Source organism: Citrobacter enshiensis (assembly GCF_029338175.1).
GTDB lineage: Bacteria > Pseudomonadota > Gammaproteobacteria > Enterobacterales > Enterobacteriaceae > Citrobacter_D > Citrobacter_D enshiensis.
Genome location: NZ_CP119862.1, coordinates 2217033 through 2236657, shown reverse-complemented (window position 1 = coordinate 2236657; position 19625 = coordinate 2217033). Strand labels below are relative to the sequence as shown.

The 19625-nt window shown below is 52.1% G+C and carries 31 protein-coding genes; all 31 read right to left on the bottom strand.

Annotated features, from left to right (window positions below):
* Position 1 precedes the first annotated feature (1 nt).
* The 31 genes from P2W74_RS10970 to P2W74_RS10820 all read right to left on the bottom strand — a co-directional run bounded on the left by P2W74_RS10970 (position 2) and on the right by P2W74_RS10820 (position 19097).
* Positions 2-1906, bottom strand: a complete 1905-nt coding sequence (locus P2W74_RS10970; protein WP_276294950.1) for a phage tail tape measure protein — start codon at positions 1904-1906, stop codon at positions 2-4.
* 141 nt (positions 1907-2047) lie between these two features.
* Positions 2048-2317, bottom strand: a complete 270-nt coding sequence (locus tag P2W74_RS10965) for a phage tail assembly protein (RefSeq protein WP_276294949.1) — start codon at positions 2315-2317, stop codon at positions 2048-2050.
* Positions 2317-2673: a phage tail tube protein gene (locus P2W74_RS10960; protein ID WP_276294948.1), complete on the bottom strand. Its 357-nt coding sequence runs from the start codon at positions 2671-2673 to the stop codon at positions 2317-2319. The genes P2W74_RS10965 and P2W74_RS10960 overlap by 1 nt, the downstream gene beginning before the upstream one ends.
* Complete coding sequence (locus P2W74_RS10955; RefSeq protein ID WP_276294947.1) at positions 2673-4169, bottom strand: phage tail sheath subtilisin-like domain-containing protein; 1497 nt, start codon at positions 4167-4169, stop codon at positions 2673-2675. Before P2W74_RS10955 ends, P2W74_RS10960 begins: the two co-directional genes overlap by 1 nt.
* Positions 4159-4323 carry a DUF2635 domain-containing protein gene (locus P2W74_RS10950; RefSeq protein WP_096324204.1) on the bottom strand — a complete coding sequence of 55 codons (165 nt, stop codon included), beginning with the start codon at positions 4321-4323 and terminating at the stop codon, positions 4159-4161. The genes P2W74_RS10955 and P2W74_RS10950 overlap by 11 nt, the downstream gene beginning before the upstream one ends.
* Positions 4324-4331: 8 nt before the next feature.
* Positions 4332-4892 carry a phage tail terminator protein gene (locus P2W74_RS10945; RefSeq protein ID WP_276294946.1) on the bottom strand — a complete coding sequence of 187 codons (561 nt, stop codon included), beginning with the start codon at positions 4890-4892 and terminating at the stop codon, positions 4332-4334.
* The gene (locus tag P2W74_RS10940; protein ID WP_276294945.1) at positions 4889-5395 is read right to left on the bottom strand and encodes a hypothetical protein; all 507 of its coding nucleotides are present in this window, start codon (positions 5393-5395) and stop codon (positions 4889-4891) included. The genes P2W74_RS10945 and P2W74_RS10940 overlap by 4 nt, the downstream gene beginning before the upstream one ends.
* Positions 5370-5783, bottom strand: a complete 414-nt coding sequence (locus P2W74_RS10935; RefSeq protein ID WP_276294944.1) for a phage head closure protein — start codon at positions 5781-5783, stop codon at positions 5370-5372. Before P2W74_RS10935 ends, P2W74_RS10940 begins: the two co-directional genes overlap by 26 nt.
* The gene (locus tag P2W74_RS10930; RefSeq protein ID WP_276294943.1) at positions 5780-6103 is read right to left on the bottom strand and encodes a head-tail connector protein; all 324 of its coding nucleotides are present in this window, start codon (positions 6101-6103) and stop codon (positions 5780-5782) included. The genes P2W74_RS10935 and P2W74_RS10930 overlap by 4 nt, the downstream gene beginning before the upstream one ends.
* Before the next feature lie 34 nt (positions 6104-6137).
* On the bottom strand, positions 6138-6332 hold the full coding sequence (locus tag P2W74_RS10925) for a hypothetical protein (protein WP_276294942.1): 195 nt from the start codon (positions 6330-6332) through the stop codon (positions 6138-6140).
* A 44-nt stretch (positions 6333-6376) separates the two neighbouring features.
* The gene (locus tag P2W74_RS10920; protein WP_276294941.1) at positions 6377-7594 is read right to left on the bottom strand and encodes a phage major capsid protein; all 1218 of its coding nucleotides are present in this window, start codon (positions 7592-7594) and stop codon (positions 6377-6379) included.
* 15 nt (positions 7595-7609) lie between these two features.
* Positions 7610-8260, bottom strand: coding sequence for an HK97 family phage prohead protease (locus tag P2W74_RS10915; protein WP_191219747.1), 651 nt, complete (start codon positions 8258-8260; stop codon positions 7610-7612).
* Positions 8250-9476 carry a phage portal protein gene (locus P2W74_RS10910; RefSeq protein ID WP_276294940.1) on the bottom strand — a complete coding sequence of 409 codons (1227 nt, stop codon included), beginning with the start codon at positions 9474-9476 and terminating at the stop codon, positions 8250-8252. The genes P2W74_RS10915 and P2W74_RS10910 overlap by 11 nt, the downstream gene beginning before the upstream one ends.
* Complete coding sequence (locus tag P2W74_RS10905; protein ID WP_276294939.1) at positions 9476-9658, bottom strand: hypothetical protein; 183 nt, start codon at positions 9656-9658, stop codon at positions 9476-9478. Before P2W74_RS10905 ends, P2W74_RS10910 begins: the two co-directional genes overlap by 1 nt.
* Positions 9659-9669: 11 nt before the next feature.
* Entirely contained in the window at positions 9670-11403 is a 1734-nt protein-coding gene (locus P2W74_RS10900; RefSeq protein ID WP_276294938.1) for a terminase large subunit, read from the bottom strand.
* On the bottom strand, positions 11400-11894 hold the full coding sequence (locus P2W74_RS10895) for a phage terminase small subunit P27 family (RefSeq protein WP_276294937.1): 495 nt from the start codon (positions 11892-11894) through the stop codon (positions 11400-11402). The genes P2W74_RS10900 and P2W74_RS10895 overlap by 4 nt, the downstream gene beginning before the upstream one ends.
* Before the next feature lie 132 nt (positions 11895-12026).
* Complete coding sequence (locus P2W74_RS10890; protein ID WP_276294936.1) at positions 12027-12377, bottom strand: HNH endonuclease; 351 nt, start codon at positions 12375-12377, stop codon at positions 12027-12029.
* A gap of 64 nt (positions 12378-12441) precedes the next feature.
* Entirely contained in the window at positions 12442-12960 is a 519-nt protein-coding gene (locus P2W74_RS10885) for a hypothetical protein (protein WP_276294935.1), read from the bottom strand.
* A gap of 364 nt (positions 12961-13324) precedes the next feature.
* The gene (locus tag P2W74_RS10880; protein ID WP_276294934.1) at positions 13325-13555 is read right to left on the bottom strand and encodes a hypothetical protein; all 231 of its coding nucleotides are present in this window, start codon (positions 13553-13555) and stop codon (positions 13325-13327) included.
* 4 nt (positions 13556-13559) lie between these two features.
* Positions 13560-13739, bottom strand: coding sequence for a hypothetical protein (locus tag P2W74_RS10875; protein ID WP_276295173.1), 180 nt, complete (start codon positions 13737-13739; stop codon positions 13560-13562).
* Positions 13687-13968, bottom strand: coding sequence for a hypothetical protein (locus P2W74_RS10870; RefSeq protein ID WP_276294933.1), 282 nt, complete (start codon positions 13966-13968; stop codon positions 13687-13689). The genes P2W74_RS10875 and P2W74_RS10870 overlap by 53 nt, the downstream gene beginning before the upstream one ends.
* Positions 13965-14507 (bottom strand): glycoside hydrolase family 108 protein, encoded by a 543-nt coding sequence (locus P2W74_RS10865; protein WP_276294932.1) that lies wholly within the window; start codon positions 14505-14507, stop codon positions 13965-13967. Before P2W74_RS10865 ends, P2W74_RS10870 begins: the two co-directional genes overlap by 4 nt.
* Positions 14507-14788 carry a phage holin family protein gene (locus P2W74_RS10860; protein WP_276294931.1) on the bottom strand — a complete coding sequence of 94 codons (282 nt, stop codon included), beginning with the start codon at positions 14786-14788 and terminating at the stop codon, positions 14507-14509. Before P2W74_RS10860 ends, P2W74_RS10865 begins: the two co-directional genes overlap by 1 nt.
* A complete protein-coding gene (locus P2W74_RS10855) occupies positions 14775-15161 on the bottom strand; it encodes a phage holin family protein (protein ID WP_276294930.1) in 387 nt (128 codons plus the stop codon). Before P2W74_RS10855 ends, P2W74_RS10860 begins: the two co-directional genes overlap by 14 nt.
* A gap of 210 nt (positions 15162-15371) precedes the next feature.
* Positions 15372-15785, bottom strand: a complete 414-nt coding sequence (locus P2W74_RS10850; protein ID WP_276294929.1) for a hypothetical protein — start codon at positions 15783-15785, stop codon at positions 15372-15374.
* Between the two features lie 211 nt (positions 15786-15996).
* Positions 15997-16827, bottom strand: a complete 831-nt coding sequence (locus P2W74_RS10845) for an antitermination protein Q (protein WP_276294928.1) — start codon at positions 16825-16827, stop codon at positions 15997-15999.
* 17 nt (positions 16828-16844) lie between these two features.
* On the bottom strand, positions 16845-17885 hold the full coding sequence (locus tag P2W74_RS10840) for a DUF968 domain-containing protein (RefSeq protein ID WP_276294927.1): 1041 nt from the start codon (positions 17883-17885) through the stop codon (positions 16845-16847).
* Positions 17882-18241, bottom strand: a complete 360-nt coding sequence (locus P2W74_RS10835; protein WP_276294926.1) for a RusA family crossover junction endodeoxyribonuclease — start codon at positions 18239-18241, stop codon at positions 17882-17884. Before P2W74_RS10835 ends, P2W74_RS10840 begins: the two co-directional genes overlap by 4 nt.
* 2 nt (positions 18242-18243) lie before the next feature.
* Positions 18244-18444, bottom strand: coding sequence for a hypothetical protein (locus P2W74_RS10830; protein ID WP_048235144.1), 201 nt, complete (start codon positions 18442-18444; stop codon positions 18244-18246).
* A gap of 128 nt (positions 18445-18572) precedes the next feature.
* Entirely contained in the window at positions 18573-18818 is a 246-nt protein-coding gene (locus P2W74_RS10825; protein WP_276294925.1) for a hypothetical protein, read from the bottom strand.
* Positions 18819-18863: 45 nt separating this feature from the next.
* A complete protein-coding gene (locus P2W74_RS10820; RefSeq protein WP_276294924.1) occupies positions 18864-19097 on the bottom strand; it encodes a DinI-like family protein in 234 nt (77 codons plus the stop codon).
* Between the last annotated feature and the right edge of the window lie 528 nt (positions 19098-19625).

Below are 19625 nucleotides of genomic sequence, written 5' to 3'. Positions count from 1 at the left end.
ATCAGCCACCCATACCAAGGCGGGTGTAGCCAACATCGTGATTTACATCGATGCCACTGGAGCGGGTATCTGTTACCCGCATCCCGGGTGGAGCATCTTTGAAGGAGACCGTAATTTCGCCCTCCGCTTTTTTTGGCGCGGCCGGGGCAATCTGATACGGGTTATATCCCTGAGCGGGAACACCGGTACCGTATGCACCGTAACCCCCCGCCCCCCACTGAGCCGCATTAGCAGCGGTCACCGTATCGCTGGCCCCCTCAGAGAACCATTCAATGATCGGCTTTACCTTCGCCCACATATCCTGAAACCACTGAACGATCGGCCCCCAGTTGTTAATAACCATGCCCAGAGGAGACCAGTCGAATGCCATCTTCGTCCAGCTCATGCAGTCAGCAAATATCGGCTGCAACATGACCCACAGTTCCTGAAACCACTGGACTATGGGTCCCCAGTTATTGATGACAATCCCCAGAGGGGACCAGTCAAAAACCATTTTTGCCCAGCGCATCCAGTCAGAAAATATCGGCTGAACAAAGTCCCATAATGCTTTGAAGTACGGTCCCACAACGTCCCAGTTTGAAATGATCAGGCCCGCCACCAGCGCAATACCTGTTGCTATCATGCCGATGGGTGTCATCGCCATAATCCGGCTGACCATACTGATGGCGCCACCCACCCCCATAAATCCCAGCTTCAGCACCGTCAGTCCTGCTGCAAGGCCAAAGACACCGCGGATCACTCTGGGATTTTCATCAGCAAACTTTGTGAATCGCTCACCGAGATCGCCCAGCCAGGTGGTGATTTGTTTTGTGTCATCGGAGAACGCCCCGCCAATAGCCGCCAAACCATTGGTCGCCGTACCGGTCATCGCTTCCCACAGGTTGGCAAGCGTGCCCAGTTGAGCCTCCACACGCTTGTTCAGGCTGGCCTGCCTGTTCATTTTCTGCTGCACCTGATCGTAACCATCCTTGCCTTTGTCGATCAGTGCATTCACGACCTGCAGTGTTTCAGCATCATCGCCAAAAAGCTCCTTCAGCACCCCGGTACGCTTCACATCGGTGAGTTTTCGCAGCCGGGACAGTTGCCTGAACATGTTGTCCAGGCCACCAAAGCTGCCTTTGCCGTCAGTAAAGTCGAGGCTGATATCCAGATTTTGGCGAGCCAGCACCTTGTTAACCGCACCGACCTTTTTGACATTCAGTCCGGACTGGATGACTTTACGCAGGGCGTTACCTGCAGATTCCCCCTGCATGCCCATCTGATCCATCATGACGCTGATCGGGGCCAGACCGCGTGCTGCCTCCAGACCATCCTTGTTGACCATCTTCAGAACAGAGCTGGTCTTCGTAAAAAACGACAGCATATTGGTATCGTCAACGCCCAGGTAAAACGCCTTCTGGATCGTATCGAAGAGTCCCATCATGTCATCGGAGGCGGTCCCCGTCGCATCCTGCATTTTCGCCGCAAACTCAGCCGCTGCCTCCGGGGTCTTTTTCAGCTGTACAGCCAGATACGCCGTGGCTTTCCCGACACCCCCCAGGATGTTTTCTGCCGGGATCCCCTGACGGACCAGCATCTGCATCATGTTCTGAAAATCAGCCGTGGTTCCGGGTAACTGATTACCCAACCCGACAGCCAGTTTATTAATACCCTCAAAGCTTTTTCCGACCTCGCCGTTCGCCTCCATCATGGCGACTTTCAGCCCCATCGCGGCATTTTCCTGATCCGCATAACTCTTCATCGACAGCGTCAACCCGGCGGCTAGCCCTCCCGCCAGTGCAAGCCCACCTTTCGACGCATCTTCCGCCTGGCGCTTAAACCCACGGATATTTTTCTGCATCTTCGTGAGCGTGGGCGACAGCTTATCAACGCCGGTAATGAGCGCCTTCAGCTCAAATTCAGCCATGAGTGCGTTTCTCCTGCTCTATTCGGTTCGCCTGACTGACCAGCAGAGGGATATCACTGATCGGCATATTCAGTAACTCGAAGGGGTTGATGCGCCAGTAACTGGCGCAGTCAAAATAACGATCAGTGAGGAATTCCGCCGTCAGGCCTGGAGGAAAAAACCGGCCACCAGCCAGGCGGCTGCATTCAGATCGGAGGGAGACATCTGATCCACAGAGCTTTGCGGCACTTTAGCCAGTCGCACGATGTATTTCGATACGACGTGGGCCAGCAACTTCACGGACTCATCCTGGTTCATCTGATACGGATACCCCAGTTCCCGGACGTCCTTTCCTGTGGGCTCTTCAAACTCCAGTACCGACAGTGTTTCGCCGTGCGCGATAATCGGTTTCTTTAACTCAAGCTCTTTCATTACTGGTAATCCCCCTCTTCACCGTGGAATTCAAGCTCTGCTGTCCCTTCTTCCGCATTATGGTTTGCTTCACCATGCAGCCAGGCAGACGACAGCACATAGACCTGACCATTCGCCAGCTCGGCGGTGATGGTCATTTCATCGGAACTGGTGATTTTGTTGACCGGAAAATTTTTCGGTACCTTGAACGTGCCTTTGACGTAGGGAGCACGGTGCGTTTCTTTACGATCCACCGAGCCATCCAGGCCAATAAGATCATCATTTACCCTCGTGTTCATTGGCACTTCAATGCCACCGGTCAGCGAGAGCTGCTGGCCATCAATCTTGAAATAACAGGTACCCCCAATACGCGCCATTATGCGACCTCCTCCTGGTACTGAAGACGGAACTGATTAACCACCGCGAAGACACGCAACTGGTTGACATAATCTGGCGGGAAGAGCGTGTTCAGACGGTTCGGGTCACTGGCATCACGTTCAACAATCAGGTGCGTTTTGAACAACTCGTAGTTCTCCACGATGCCCGCCCGCTCCAGCTGACGGTACGTTGTCAGCAATTCCCCTTTGATCACCGCCGGGGTCACGATGGCCTGACCGGGCCCAAAGCGGGTGCCGTCGTTCGCCAGTTTATGGCGCCCGTATTTGCTGGTGATCACCGATTTAAGACGCCGCAGCACGTAGGCGCTGGTATGCAGCGTTTCACTGTCGAGATAGCTGTTATCCGCCACGCCATACGCATTTTTCTTATAGGTGGTGACATCGCGCTGAATGCGCAGGATGCCGCTTTCCACGTAAGCCGTCGCCACGCCGTGAGACAGCAGCGTCTGCTGCTCGGTCATCGTAAAACGCTTCCCTTTGGGTGCAGGCAGCATGTCCACCAGTTCACCCGTCTGGGTCGGGCGCGCCGGATCGTTACGGATAAACACCGCCGCCCGCGCCGTCCGGCTTGCCGCCAGTTCGTCTGCCGGGGTCTGCGTATCCTTCTCGTAACCCGCGAGGGTGATGTGTTGCTGATTCAGTTGATCACCTGCGGTGACAAGCTCTGACAACGTACCGATCTTCGCCGAATAAACGTGACCGTAGAGCTGACGCGCATAGCTCCAGCGACCGCTGGTATCGTTCATTTCGGTCACCAGCGTGTTAATGGACGCGGTGTCGCTGAACGGCAGTCCGATATAATCAAACGGTTCATCCGCCATCGCGGCGACCGCGCCAGTCAGCACAGGCGCACCACTGCCGGCTGTACCGGCTGCAATCGCAATCTGAACACCGGCAGGTAAAACCTCTCCCCCACCAAAACCGTAATAATTCAGGGTGACGGGGATTTCATTGCCACATAGCCCCTTGTGTCGCGCAGTCAGCGTAACCACACCCGCCGCAGCGGTCGCCGTCAACGGCAGAGTCAGATCGGCATTAATGGCATCTTTAATGCTGCTGGCCACCGTGGCCACATCATCTCCATTGATGACGACAGCCTGGATGCGGGTGCGCCCGATATAGAGATTCACCGTACCGGTTTCGGTCGCCTCGCCGGTCACCGTCAGAACCACCGTTGCGGCTGCCCCGGCGGATTCGGGTATCGCGATGACATACAGCTCACCAAACGGATCGGTTTTACGATAAGCAGCAACCATGCGCGCCAGCTGGCTGCCAGGACTGCAAATCTGGCGGGCATAATCTGCCGATGGCATCAGCACCAGGCTGTTCGTCGCAATGGTTGCATCATTGTTGGCGTGCCCAATCAGAAGCGAGGGCGCGCTGTCCTGGCTGGTATTCGCCGCTGAGTTATCCATTTCCGCATAGAACAGCGGAACCAGCGTGTTCGCGGGAATGGTATTCATACTAATCGTCATTGGTTTTCACCTTTTTGTTAACGCGCCGGATATCACCGGCCGCTTCACGTCGCAGCCAGTAGTTATCTTCTTCAACGTTTCGCCCCTCTGAGGGCAAAAGGTCACCCCGGGCCGGGTCAGGAACTGACCGCCCTTTTACGGGTTTTACAAACATGGGACCTCTCAGGAAGGGAGTGTTATTTCAGTGTGGAGCTCAGTATTACCGTCGGGACCTTCGCCGGGATCGATAAAATCGACGTCAATCGCCAGTGTGCGGAGCTCATCCAGGCCGTTGAGATCGTCCTGCTGACGGGAGTCGTCTTCTGAAAGTTCTGCCAGAACAGTGAAGTCGAACTGGTAGCTCAGTTCATGCCGGTTCACATCAAGCAACGTACCACCTGCATAGGTGATCGGGTTTCCTCGTTCTTCAGGATTCCAGCCCAGGAGCGCCTTAAACAGTGACTGTCGCACATCGTGAACAACATCATATGAGGCAAACTGACCGCGCTCATCCCGGCCATTGCTGACAAACACAATGACGGAAAAACCCTCGGTCAGATCCTGCCAGTAGTCAGTCTGGCTTTTCTGTTCGCCAGGTGAGTCATCACCAGGAACAACATAAGCCGCCGGCAGTTTCATCTTTCCGACTTCCGGCAAATCCTTAAACTGCGCAGCTCCCGCTACACGATTCTGGAATTCCGGGCAACGCGCCCGTAGTGCGGCAATAATCGGGGCCAGTTTCATCTGCGACGTTTCTCCGGTTTGAGTGATAGCCGCAGTTCACGCGCCAGGTAGTAGCGTGTCCACGGGCTGTTTTTGTTGAGTGTCTCAACCATGAAGTTGTTACGCGGAGCCATACGCCAGCCGCTGCCACCGGAAGCACCTCTGTGATGGCTCCGACGCCGCTTAGCACCACCACGCACACCGTAGAAAAGAAAGGCCGGGTAGAAATCGCCGGTGATCAGCCTGTTCCCCTGCCCGTTTCGTTGGTTCGGTGCGATACGAGTCATAAAACCGGGTCGGTTGTTACTCGCCCTGGGCACCATATAGCCAATGGATTTTGCCAGGCGGCCCGTCTGGTATCCGGGGTTTTCTCCCGGTTCGGAACGTCCACGGCGCATTACCAGTCGGCGTGCATCACGCATATGGCGCTGGCCGATGGTGATAAACGCTCGCCGGACACGGGCACGGTTGAAGCGCATTTCATTCGGCTGCTGAAAATCAACGTGAAAAAAGGGTTCCGCCATTAGAATTCCCTCCAGTATTTGCTGGAAATACACCAAGCTCAGTGCATTCAAGCAGCAAAAATCGCCGCTTGCTGTTCAGGTCACGAGCGCGTTTTACGCGGTATACCTCGTCCTCCTTCACCACCTCAAAATCACTGGTAATCCCGCGGCGCCAGCGAATGGTGATGTAATGCGTGATGACATTGTCAGTCTGGGCCGTCTCCTGGTATGTCGTGGCGCTGGTCTGAACCACCTTTGCCCATGTATTGAACGATACCGGGTATTCTGGCTTCGTACCGAAATCAGCGGTTGGCACATCGACCCGTTTACGGATCAGAACTCGCTTATCCAGGTCACCGGGATCGGGTAGCAGGTATGTCGCGCTGGTTTGCGCTTGCCGAATTTTCATCGCGGATAAAACCTGTATGGAGATACAAGCCAGTTATATGCCTGCGGCGTTTCAAGCTTTTCGACCTCAGAGGTCGCTGACCGGTTCTCGTAGAAGTGGGTCACCAGCATCAGCATCGCGAGGCGGATATCATTCGACACGACAAGTCCGCGCGTATCCCCATCGGGAATATCGTCGGCTTTGGCATATAAAGGGCGATTAAGGAAAGTGCTTGTCCTGGATTCCACTGCGGCACCAAGAGCACTGAGCAACACATCTTCAGAGGTGTCATCGTCCTCAAGCCGCAGTTGCCGCTTTATCTCTTCATTCGTCAGGATCATGAGAAACACCTGTAAAAAACCCGCCAATAGCGGGTTATTTTTTGGCTTTTTTATCGGTTTTTTCCGGGTCCTGCTGCGGGTCTGGCGGCAGGTAGCCAACGTCAAGGATCCCCAGTTGACTGGCAATTTCCAGAGCCCGGCCTGGCAATTCCGGATGCTCACCCGCCGGGATAACCTCGATGCGGCAACCATCAGGAGACCACTTCAGGCTCGTTTTCAATACAGGCATGGTATTCACCTCTTTCATTAAAGAGGGGCCGAAGCCCCCGGTACTTACGGAGCAACTGGCGCGCCAATCTGCATCAGTTTGATGGACTGCGAATCTGTCAGCATGCCGCCAGTACGCTTGGTGGTATAAAAACCGACATACGGTTTGTTGGTGTACGGATCACGGAGAATGCGGGTGCCGATACGATCGACAATGGTATAACCGCGTTTGAAGTTACCAAACGCGATGGCTTTGGCATCAGCTGCAATATCGGGCATCTGCTCATTTTCCGCGATACCGTAGCCGACCAGCGTGGATGGCTGATTGACTTCCAGCCCCGGGCGCCACAGATAGTTACCTTCCGAATCCTTGAGGATGCGGATCGCAAACAGGGTGTTGTTGTTCATCATGAACCTGGCGCCGCTACGGTGTGACTTACGCAGGGTATATACCAACTTGATGATGGCATCCGCCGTTACTGCTGCGGCTGAACCGGACAGGATATGCTGCAGAGTACCGAAAGCGCGTGCTTTGTCGTCGTCGAGGCTGGATGCATAAGCCAGGAACCCTTTTGGCTTTTTGGTACCGTCCCCGGAGGTAAAGGCAATCTCTTCCTTCTCAGCAAATTCAGTGGCCAGCTCACTGTTAATCCAGTCTTCCGCATTAAAAAACACGTCATCGAGCATTTTCTGTGTCGCCTGCGGGTTGCCGTAGATTTCCCCCATAAAAGGTTCAATCATTTTCAGTTTGGATGCATCTGTTGCCGGGCGTGCATCAGTCTCCCCCACCCAGCCTGAAGCCGTGCCACCCACGCTCACCAGTTTTTTATACTCAGAACCCCCTACGGTGATCACCGTGGACTCCTGGCGCATCACCACTTCATCCTTCAGCAGGGTAAGGATGTTGCGATCCAGTTCTTCCGGAATGGCATATCCACCATCTTCATCGGTGCCCACCTGTAATGCTTTACGCTCCAGCTCACGAAGACCGTCATCATCACCTTTACGCATAAACTGCATAAAAGCGGTCTTGTGCTCAGTCGCCGCTTTGGACTGCTGCTGTGGGCCGCCAGGGCGTTTGAGCGACACCAGTTCGCTTTCCAGATCGGATTTCAGGTTTTCCAGCTCGGAGAGTTTACCGTTGAGGGTATCGACCTCCCCGGCCAGTTTCCCTTTCTCACTTTCGAGGGCGTCAATTCGCTTATCGTTCTTGGCCCTGAAGTCATCAAACTTCGCCTGCAGTTCCTGCGCGACCTGTTCTACATCTTTAATTTCGACTGCCATGTTTTTTACTCCGGATTAAAATTTGATGTTTTTAAGTGCATCCAGTGCAGTGCCCACGCCATCAACATCGCGCTGATTCAGTGTGCTATAACCCCCGGCCATGAATGCCTTGGCCTGGGTACGGGAGAGCCCAACGTCGCGCAGGACTCTTTCGATACTTTTTTGGGACGGCATCTCACCCCGGGCAAACGCACTTTTAACATCACTGATGCGAGCCTCGTCATTCGACGGGAACGTCACCGGGCTGACTTCCCAGAGATCAATCTCTTTCAGAAGAAACACCTCTTTGGTCCTGTCGTATTCCCAGTCTTTCAGCATGTAACCAATAGAAAGGCCGGTTAAAGAACCGGCCTTCATGTGAGCATGTGCGCGTCTGGCAAGGGGATCGTCATCGATAAGGAGTCGCCCCTTAACGTATAACCCGACGTCATCCTCTTTCATGTCGGTATAGATGCCGATGGGTTCATCCATCTGATGCTGCCAGAGCATGGCGGGCATCGTGTTCTTTTCACGCCACGACTGAAGCGATTTGCTGAACGCGCCGGGCACGACCACATCGTCGTAGCTGTCCTTCACACCAAATACGGATCCGTAGCCCTCAAATTCACCGCTGTCACTGACGGATTTCAGTTTCAGCGGCACATCCAGTCGCTGCTTATTCTGCATGGGGTTTATCCTCTTGAGGTTTCGCTTTGCTGCCGTCTGACGGCTTCGTGGTCATATTCATTGGCGTCAGGTAGACGTCCCCGCCCGGACGAGGATTGCGATCTTCAAGTTCAAGGCAGTCATTGGGGGAATACATGCCCCAGTTGATGGCAGTGGCATATGCCTCAAAGCGTGACTTCATATCGCCTCGCAACAGCGCGCCGACATTAAATTTTGCGTAGTACGTGCCCAGTTTCGATTCCCGGATCAGACCGATATTGATGCGCTGCTCAATACGCGTGAGGTACGGGATTAATGAATAATTGATAAAGCCCAGGCCCAGTTCTTCAATGTTGCTGAACGTTGCCCGATCCGTGTTCTGGACCATATGCATCGGTACTCGAAAAAGGCGGCAGATTTCCTCAAGCTGAAACTTACGCGTTTCCAGAAACTGACTGTCCTCGGCGCTCAGTGCCATCGATTTCCAGTCCAGCCCCATTTCGAGGATCATGGGTTTATGGGCATTGCCGAGCCCCTGGTGTTTTTCGGCAAAATCCTCTTTTAGTCGCTGGTAAGCGAGATCGCTTAACTCCTGCTCTGTCCGCAATACACCGGAAGTGACCGCACCATTACTGAACAACCTGGCACCGTGTTCTTCCGTGGCAAGCCCAAGGGAAATTGCCTCACGGGCATAGGCTATGGGGTTCAGCCCCACCAGACCATCGAGGGTAAGAATGCGCACATGCCAGATGTCCTCCTGCCCCAGCACATCAGTGCTACCGTCAGGAAATGTGACCTGGTAAACCGGCTCCCATTGACTGTTAAGTTTCGCCTGGACACAGCCAGGGTCCAATGGAAGAAGCTCAACCACCTCGCCCAGGGCCTTAACCTTATACGCGTAAAAATTTCCGCGAAGACATAAGCAAACCACCAGCAACTCCCAGAACTCCTGTGGTGTCATAAAACCATTCGGTTTTATGGATACCAGCTTATGCAGACGCTCGCTGGTCGCCTTTTCTTTACCTCTGCCAACGGTTTTATAAATATTGCAGGGAAGCATGCCGATAGATTCAGCAAGCACGCGCACACAGCCAAAAACAGCGGTCAGACGCATTGCGCGCCCACTGCTCACCCGCTTTCCTGTATAGGTGTCGTAAGTCAGACCTATTTCCTGCGCCAGTTCTGAGGGCGTGGTTACCGGCTGGTTACTTTTGGCGAACATGCCAGAGAAAAACATCAGCCACCCCCTGATTGTTTGCTGCCCGAAATGGAGAGTGCTTTAGCCACCAGCCAGGACCAGAGAAGACACAGAAAACCACCAGCGATAACGCCTGCAGGGGGATAAATCATCCATACCCCAAATGAGAGCAAAAGTGCCCCCAGCACCCCGACCAGTGGGGTGAGTATTTTCAGGATCATAAACGCCTCGGTTAAAGTGAACGGATACCGTGAGACTCGAGTCGGTCAGACAAGGTGTCTACCTTCTCGTAAAGCATCGAACGCCCGATTGACATAATCAGCGCCACCGCGCCGTCGATTTTGTTCTCGTTCTGCTCTTTGATGGGTTTCACCACATCGTCGTTACCGGGAATACATTTCCCGACAACGTTCGCGATACACCAGCTCATGATCGGATTACCGTCATGGTGAAACCGGCCCGATTCAATGGCGGCTTCCAGCTCTTTCATCGGGTCTGACATGTTGGTGTAGTTCTGGATGATGGTGATCGGGCTCAGACCTTCGTCAGCCAGGTCGTGAGAAAGCCCCGTTGCGCCAAACGGGTCGATCGGCGATTCGCTGACCGGGTTCAGTTTGTTCGCCGCTTTGGCTTCTTCCAGGATGTAGCGGTAGTCCACCTCGGCACCGTCGGTAACGGTCAGAACCCCCATCTCCACCCATTTCTGGAAACGTTCAGCCGTGCGGCGATCCTCGTTTTTCTCCACGCTGTAGACCGTGTCATACGGTACCCAGAAGCGTGGCGCCACACTGTAATAGTGCGTTTTCCCGTCAATCTCCCGGGTAAACAGCCGCGCCATACTGTTCATATCCAGTTTGCGCGCCAGGTCAAATGCCAGTACGCAAGGTTGTCCCTCAAACTGCTCAAGGGTCAGCGTTTTGTCTTCACAGTTCTGCCAGCTCACCAGGTTGAAGAACGCGGCGCGGGCCGCCACCCAGATATTGAGGTGCTTGGTTTTGAATATCCCTGCCTGGCGGGCATTGTTCACTGCACGCATCTGCTGGCTGAGCAGGAAGTCACGGTAGACCGACACACCCATGTTCGGGTTGGCCTTCTCCAGCACCTTCGGGTCGGTCCAGTCATCCCCCTCATCCACGGTGTAGATAATGCCGAACAGCTCCTCATTCGGTACCGAACCGTTCAGCATTTCGATAACTTCGCGCCGCTTGTCGTAGCAGGGACCTTCAATGTTGTAACCGGCGGTGGTGATCGCCCACATCAGCGGCTGGCGCCGGGCCCCCATCCCGGTCAGCATCGTGGTATAAAGCGCGTCCGTAGGATGTTCGTGGTACTCATCGACAATGGCGCAATGCGGCGATGCACCGTCGCCGGGATTACCGATCAGCGGTTCAAAGCGCGCGCCGTCTTCAGGACGGTTCATGTTGGAGGCATTCACCTCGATGCCGAACGCTTCCACCAGCAGCGGAGTGCGCTTGCACATCAGGCGAGCCGGGCGAAACACTTCCCATGCCTGCTTTTCGGTCGTGGCACCGGAGTAAACCTCCGCGCCAAACTCGTTATCGCAGGTGAAACAGTACAGCGCCACACCGGCAGAGATAGCCGATTTGCCGTTTTTGCGCGGGATTTCGGTATACACCTCCCGGAAACGCCGCAGCTTAGACCCCTTCTGCACCCAGCCAAACGCGCAGCAGACGATGAAAAGCTGCCATGGCTCGAGGGTGATCGGCATTCGTTTAAAGGCCCATTCGCCCTTGGTATGCGGCAGCAACTGAATGAACTTCGCCGCCTTCTCTGCCATATCCTTGTCGAAGCGGTACCGGAACTTTTTACTCTTTTCGGTCGCCATATCATCGATATGACGCTGACAGGCCTGAATAACAAACTGACACGCCGGGATCTTGCCCCGCACAACGTTGCGGGCGTACTGGTTCGCGGCGTTGACGTTGGGGTACGATTTCCGGCTCATGAGTTAATCATCTTCAGAAAGGGGTTTGAGGTTTTCTTCTGGCCAGCGAGACCGATAAGTCGCTGCCGGCTACTGGGGTCGAGCCCCAGCATGGAGCCAGTCGAACTCATCTCCGACTCCTGCTCTTTCTTGGCGGTAAGTTCAGGGTTTTTGATCTTCCCCCCCATCGCTCCGATGATGGTGTTTCCCTCGGACGCAATATTTTTTACCGCGCGGCGCCAGAACTCATAGGCAACACACCAGCGCTCCAGCACCGCCAGATCGGTAACGCACAGCAGTCCCTGTCCACAAAGCTCTTTGGTTGTCAGCTCCCACATAATCACTGCCAGCGGAAGATCGTCTTCGGTAAACCAGTCCGGCGGCGAGACGCCTTGTATCGGGGTGAAGACCGGCTCGTCTTTATTCAGGGCTCGTTTACCGGGATTTCCGGCCAGCTCTTTCCGCGCCGTTGGCTTGGGACGACGACCGGAAGCGCCCGCCTTTCCAGCCATGGGCAATGCTCCTGGTTAAATTTGATTTTTCGCGGGTATAAAAAACCGATGAGGCGGGCAGTCCGGAAGGACAAGGGCTACAGGGATTTACCCTCCCCCTCCCCCCCTTGCGGACTCAGATGACAATAATTCTCACTTGAGACGTTCACGCGCGGTCTTCGCAGCGTGACACGACCAGCACAGACTTTCGAGGTTGTTGTCATCATCGGTGCCGCCGTGTGCCTTCGCCTTGATGTGGTCGACACAGGAGGCCGGCTTCACCACGCTACGCCGGAGATGCTCCTGGCACAGCCCTTTGTCACGCTTCAGGATGCGGACCCGGATTACCTCCCACTTCGTCCCGTAGCCACGCTGGTGACGGGATTGCCCTGGTTTGTAGGATTTCCAGCCTTCACTTTTGTGGTATTCGCAGTAACCAGATGGTTCGGTTGTTGTGTTTCGGCAGCCGCGTACACGGCAAGCTTTCGGTGTGCGTGGTGGCATTGAAAGACTCTTTTTGATGCTGCGCGTGCGATGCGCAAGAAAAAGCCCCGCGTCAGCGAGGCTTTTATTTAATATTTTTAAGTATATTAATAATTTCTTTATCCGGTTTGGTTTTAAACCTATCGCCTGTTGTTAGTTCAACAGAACAAATAATTTTGCTTGGGTCTTTGCCATTACTTCTGACCAAGGCTGCGATTCTTTTTAACCAATTCCTTTCATCAGGGAATAATGGTATCCAAAACCTAGCCACTTCTCCATGTTCTAACTTTGATGGCAGCTTATGTGATTTTTCATCAGAAAAATAACTTGCGATCACACTATCACCACCATATTCCCACTCTATTGAAGATACAGTTATAGCATGGAGGCTCTGATTAATGACTTTAATTTGAATTCCTTTTTCCGTTTCAGTCCCCATACTACTTTGTATGAAAAACAATGACCTAGAAACCGTACATTTAGCAATAGCTTTCGGTTTACGATTTGCCAGATGCAGCGCCATCCACACAGCTAATACCGTGGCGATTCCTGAGAACCATGTCCCTATCATCGACAGCAGAGATATTTTTTCATTGATGTTCATAGCCCCTCCTTTGAGGCGCTAGGATAGCATTGTCGCAAGCGCTCAGTGAATGCTTCTGCACTGATTAACACCGCCTTTTTCATACCTCTAAGGCGTAGTGAAACCATTTTCATATCTCCTGTAATGAACCCTTCAATGAGCCGCAATCTATACGACTCACTAATGAGAAGAGCCATTAGGCCCTACAATGGGATGACTGCAATCCGTAGTCATCTCCTCTAGTTAATTTCAAGGAGATGGAATATGTTTGACTCAGATTTAATCGATTTGCTTAATGCGCTTGCGCCCTATGTCGCTCCAATAGTTAGCTTTCTAATGGAGTGGGCGAAACTAGAGCTAAGAAAGCGATATAAGTGCAAAAATCTCAAGTAATCGTTACCCCAAGAGTGGAGAGTTTTTTGCTCTTCTCCTCGATACGACGATCAAGCTCAGCCACTGCATGTGGACGGATAGCATCCAAAAAGGCATTATCCTGATAGGTAGACTGAATTGTTACCCCAAGCCCAGCGCCACTTTCCAGCATGTCTTTCTGCCGCTGTAGTTCTTTTATCTCGTTATTGATGTAATACGCTTCACTTAGGTTCTCTGCGTTCACGAGCTTACCCCTTCTTGCAGTTCGCCTGTACTGATTTGTTATGCGACAGAACGTCACGCTTTGTCTGTCTATCCATTACCTCAATGTCGTGCTCAGTGAGGTAGATGATGTTTATCCAGTCACAGGCGGTGTCAGTTACTTCGGGTCTTACGGGTGAAGTTCTCACGCAACTCGCGATCAACATCGTCATCAGGCATACGGTTAACAGTCTGCTGTACATTGCTGGCCTCTTTCGTTGCTTCGACGCGCCGTTCAGCTACGGCTTTGGTTGCGACCGCATTATCATCGGTACGTTGCTTATCCGCTTTAGCTTCAGCCTTTTCGCGTCCACGCACACTGCCCAGGCCAAATGACCCCAGCACCAGCATGATGAGCAGCCCGATACCGACCAGAATAGCTTTGAGTTTTGTCACAGGCTCACACGCTCCCGTAGCCATCCATAAACGAATGATTCGTTCGCCGGGCGTTGCTCCGCCAGTTCCAGGTAGCGCTGTCCCTGGCTACAGTTCAGCGCACGTAACAGGACGTTTTCCCCTTCACTTCCTCGCTTAGCGATGAATGACTTCAACGCGCTGACAGTTCGCGGGCCAATATGACCATCAGTAATAATGTCGGGATAGAACCGCTGCTGGTTGTTGAACGCGTTTAGCCAACGCTGCAACCACTTCGCCTGAACTGATGGCCCCATGTTTACGCCCGTATCGCACAACTCAGCGGCGATGGACGGTGAGACGGTGGCAATCAGGTCAAATCGAGGGCCATACCAGTAATCGGCCTCAAGAATTTCGAGTGCTTCCTGTCTGGTCAAATCACGCATGTCACGGGTATAGCCATGGGAACGAGCAGTTGCCTCGGTGATACCCCAGTTCGTCGGGCCGCCTTTATCGTTCGGGTGATTAACGTAGCCACCCTCTTTCGTGAGAATCGCATTAAAGATGCCGTCTTTAGTCATTAGTGCCTCAGCTGATCAACCAGACGCGCTACGTTGCCCCTGACGGCCACCAGCACAGAAAGAAAGATGATATTGGCCCCGATAGTGGCCCATGATGAATGGGGGTAAATGCCGCAAAGATAGGCTAATGGCACCGCACTGTAGATGACTGTAATTAGCCATGCCAGGCGCGAAATCCACGGACGATGCCGGGAATCCCCACGGCGGTAAAACATCAGGGTTATCACTACCCCAACGCAGAGCAGCGCGTTAACAGTCGCTGTCGGATCATTTAGCACCACCAGAACCTCCCCGGCGCGTTATAAGCGCCACCAGCGAGCCGACATCCTGGTTATTCAGGAATGTCAGGATTTTGACGGCCAATGCGGAAATGATTACGGCACCAATGGCATCCAGAGGTTTATCGCTATAACCAGTCAGAGCAGCCAGTTTTGAACCCACCAGCCCAGAACAGAGAATTCCGGCGATATACGAAACAACGAAATACGCAAGCCGACGGGTTGCACTCATATCTGAGGCTGTTGCTATGTAGAACACGGCCCCCGCAAATGCGCCAAATACCACACCGTAATCAGTTCCAGTCAGCAGTCCATAGACACTGGCCCCCGTCAGGGCTCCACCAGCTAACCCAGTGCCGGAAATCGGATCGGACATTTAGCCCCCCTCTTAATTGCTGTGAGTCCTCTCAGAACGAGGGGAATAAAAAAGGCCGCCTTCTGGCAGCCTGTTTTGATCTAGCGGTAAGATCTCGGTTCTAAGTTAGTAAAAACTTAGTGTCCCGCAAATCTACCGCTCTATGAAATATATCTTTGAAATGAAATGGCTCACAAAAGTGAGACTGATGAAAGGTTGAACTTAATTTAGTCAGTCATTCCATTCATCTCGCTCACGCTCTTGGCGCTCTCTTTCATAGTCCTCGTCTAACTCACGGTTATTTTTAATATCCTGAATTCTTTCTTGAAGGATGCTATCAATGGTTGAAAGATCCTTGGGTCGAGTAATTCTGAAGTAATTATCGTCATACTCTCTGTCAATGATGAGTTGAGTCGGGTTTAATTTGTCAGCAAAGACTGAGAAATCTTCATAAATTTCCCTCCCTACCCCAGGGGGAAGATCCTCACTTTCATCAATGTCAACCAACACCGAAACGGTTGGTAATTCCTCTCCGATTCTTGACGACAGCACTTCTTGTGAAAGATCCAAATAGGCATCATCATCGAATGAATTCATTTCTGTATCAGTAAAAACAACTGTTGTGTCTCGTTTATCATCGAACATATGCGTATCCCAGAATTAGAAGCTTTATGCAACAGTAACTTATGACAACGAAACTAAAATATAGTTCCCGATTAAGACACCAATCGTCAAAACTAAAAAACCCCGCATTGGCGAGGTTTTTAATCAACTTGCTAACCGTGGACATACAAAGCCCATCTTTAGTGTCAAATTAACTCAAAAACGGCAACATTGCAAATAACGTGACGCTAAATTACGCGATATTCATCATATTTTCGCTTCTGGTAACCTTTTTTAGCTGAGAGTTTGAATAGCTCTCTTCCTGGAAGCACCGGGAAACGAGCATTTCGTAAAATGGCTTCCAACTGTAACGCCACGTGCGATCAGGAAGGCTTGGCAATTCAGAGAAAATTCCCCGGTATGCAACTGATGATTTAGGTCTGCTGTAACCGCGACCTTCACAGCGTTTGCATTCCTTATAAACCGGAATGCCCTGAAGCTCAGTTGCTTTGCGGTCCAGTGTCTTCCCAGTACCGCCACACTGACAGCGCTTGCTTAGCTTTCCGGTGCCATGACATTTAGCGCAGAGTGATTGTTCAACATTCTTCACTTCACGTTTTTTTTCAAAATCCGATGGAGACTGCCCAAGCTCTTTGGCCCATTGCGGGATCCTTACCGTGTAATGACTTTTGGTAACCATCCCGACTTTTTCAAGGATCCCTTTCCCATTGCATTTCGGGCAATCGAATACGTCAGCTGCTGATGACGCGTAGTCGTTGTAGGCGAACTTAGCAAGTATGAGCATACAGAGGGGGAATTTTTTTCCTGCGATGCGGCGAACAGCAAAGGGGGCTGTTTGTTTGGCGCATTCACTCAGCCAGTTTATTGATGCCTCCCTGTCCTGGCTACTGATACCAGCCTTCCCGAGATACATCGCCAGCCCTATTCCCGCGTCAGCCTGAGTCATTCCCAGTGCTGCCATAACATCAGTAACCTTCAGTTGGTCGCTTGCTGTTGCTCTGCTGGTATCAGATATGAGCATACCTTTCGGCGCGAAAAACTTTAATATATTGTCCAGATTCATATGTGCATCCCGTCTTTTTATGCCAGAACGCCGAGCCCATAAGCCCGGTCCAGCACTCTGATAATCATCACCGGCTGAGGCACATGCTCTCGCTCAAACTTCACCGGGTCGTTATGTAGTTCTGTATGGCACTGACGGCACAGGGGGATCGCGAAAATATCATGCGCCTTTGTTGCCATCCCTCCCTGCCCCCAGCCGATTAAATGGTGTGGGTCATCTGATGGTTTGCCGCAGCATTCACAGGGCTGTGTTTTAATCCACGTCAGATATCTGGGGTCCGTCCAGCGGATCCGCTTTGGACGCTTCATATAGGTTTGCGGGGACTCGGGATCTACCAGAACACCGACTACGGGTTTAATCGCAGGAACCTGCGCTGGTGGCGTGCTCACGGTAACTGCGCTGGCTTTGGCTGTAATGATGCTGGTGGATGTAACACCCGGTTCGATATCGCTTTCACGCATGACTGACTGGTGTTCTTTCAAAGGAATACGTAGCGCACGACTGGCCGCTGATTCGGGAATTGCATCGGTAACCCCCATGCGAACAGCCCACCAGCAAAGCTCCGCCAGCGACAGTTCTCTGGAAGGATCCAGATTCAGCGCAGTCATTACGCTATTGATAATCCAGTTAATAACATTGCGGCGCGCCAGCTCTGCAAGTTGCTCGCTGTAATGGTCACGCAGATGGTTATCACAATGCCCACACAGAAGAACCGAACCCGGTTCATGACGCAGAATGGTTAGCTCGTGATAATGGTAATTGCTGTGTGGCCACTGGCAGCAATTACTGCCATAACGCTGAAGCCAGTAATCAAGACCACTGAAACCGCCAGCAGCGTTTATAACTTTTTCATCCAGGAAGAACGCGCGCAGGGAATCGTCACACGCAAGCGGCTGGCGCACGTCAGGAACTCGGCCTGCAGGCAACCGTTCCATACCTGCCGGCTGACTCTCCACCAGCACGCGCTCGCAGCTGAATAATGACATCAGCTCGCTGCCTGGTTTAAGCAGCACAATCCCGAGCTCACGTGCAACCACCGGCTTCAGCAGCGCCCTCATTCTGCAATCTCCCCAATAATGATTTTCCCGCTATCCCCCCACAATTTTGTGACTCGTGAATCCCAGATGTGAGCGTCATCTTCGTAAATGGCATCCATCAGGGCTTTCATCATGTTGTCAAAATCAGGTTTAGTCTGGTGCGGTTTACCGTTGAACTCAGCCCGTTTCTTTTTGCTCCAGCTCGCGGGCATCGGCAGGATGAATGTGACATGCGAACCGCTTTCCGGCAGCTCAACGCCCTGCAGACGAACTTCGTCACAGAAAGCCCGGTACCGCAGAACCTCAGGGCGTTTTTTCCATTTATCAGCACGCGTCATTCTGGGTTTGCCCATTGGGGTGATGTTGTAGACTTTCACATTCACCTCCAGATCCGTTGTTGCCAGGTTCTGTCCTGACGCGGAGGTTTCGAAACTTCCGGTAAGAACGCGCTTATCGTCCAGTGAATAAAGTCATTATCCAGACTACGCTCTGTCTTAATCTGCTTTGCGCGATAGCGGGCTTCCAGTTCGTCGGCCTGCTCAGTGGTGAGTTGGGTATGTTGGAACCAGCTCTTCTTCATAACGCACCTCTGGATGCGGCAAAAAGAAAATCGCTGGCGTTGGTTAACGTCAGTAAGTGGAATTGCTTGAATTGGTCTTGCGCCATGGGCTTTTCTCCTGTGGCGCAGCAGGTATAGGTTGTTCAGGCCTATGACGGGAGTGTAACAGAATTCTGATTAACGCGATAACCAGCCCTTTCCAGCATCTGGGTAAACAACGTTGGTGTACCAACAACATCATCATCCTGAAGGGGCATAAATGACACCACGCTACCGCGCCGGTACATCAGGGCGCGCTCACACTCAGGAAATGATTGCAGCCTGGCAACGATGACCCCATCGTGACATCTGATGACTGCGTAGCCTTTTTTGGGCAATTCTACTTTTTCTTCCACTGAAACTCCCCCATGCAAACGGGACAAAAGCAATACCCAAAATAATTAATAAAACCAATCGTCAGCACTTTCCCAGGTCTCCTGGAGGATCGTCTCTATTTTCTTTTTATCTTCCTTGTCACCACCAAGAACACTTAAACCATCAGAACCAGCACGACGAATGCTCAGGCTGCAGTTCTCATACTGGTTGCCCAACCTTTTCAGCAATTCTTTCTCCAGTGCGGGAATCGCTCCCTTTGGAAGTTCTTTAGTACGATCAATGGTGAGTTCAACTTTCATAATAGCCTCCACTGCATATACTGTATGTTTATACAGTACACCTGTGCATTGAAATGATCAATGATTTAAGAGCACAAATTGTTAGTTTCTTGTCAGGAGTAAAAAAGGAAAAGCCGCTGTAGCGGGTTGAATTAGCAACAGTTTATTAAGTAGTTAGTTCTATAAGTGACATAACAGGGACCAATAAACTCCTACCAGCGCCTCTCCATCTATAGTGACGAGAGATTTAACCATCAATTTTTCAAATGGTCTCGTCCACACCGATTGATAAATGATGTTGCCCCTCACAACCATGAAACAACAGTCAATCACTGTGTAACCTAATTTGTCTCAATAGCCATGCTGTTTGAGCCAAAGTGACAAAGGCACTCCATAGTAAGAGTATGCTCCTCGTAATCTTTTCGCTGGGCCAGCAACCTCAAGTTGGAACCTCTAAAAAAATACTGTATATTCAAACAGTGGCAACCATAAGGTGGCTAGGGACATAGCGCTGGATCTTAATACCTAAAAGGTTGTAAAATCATGATG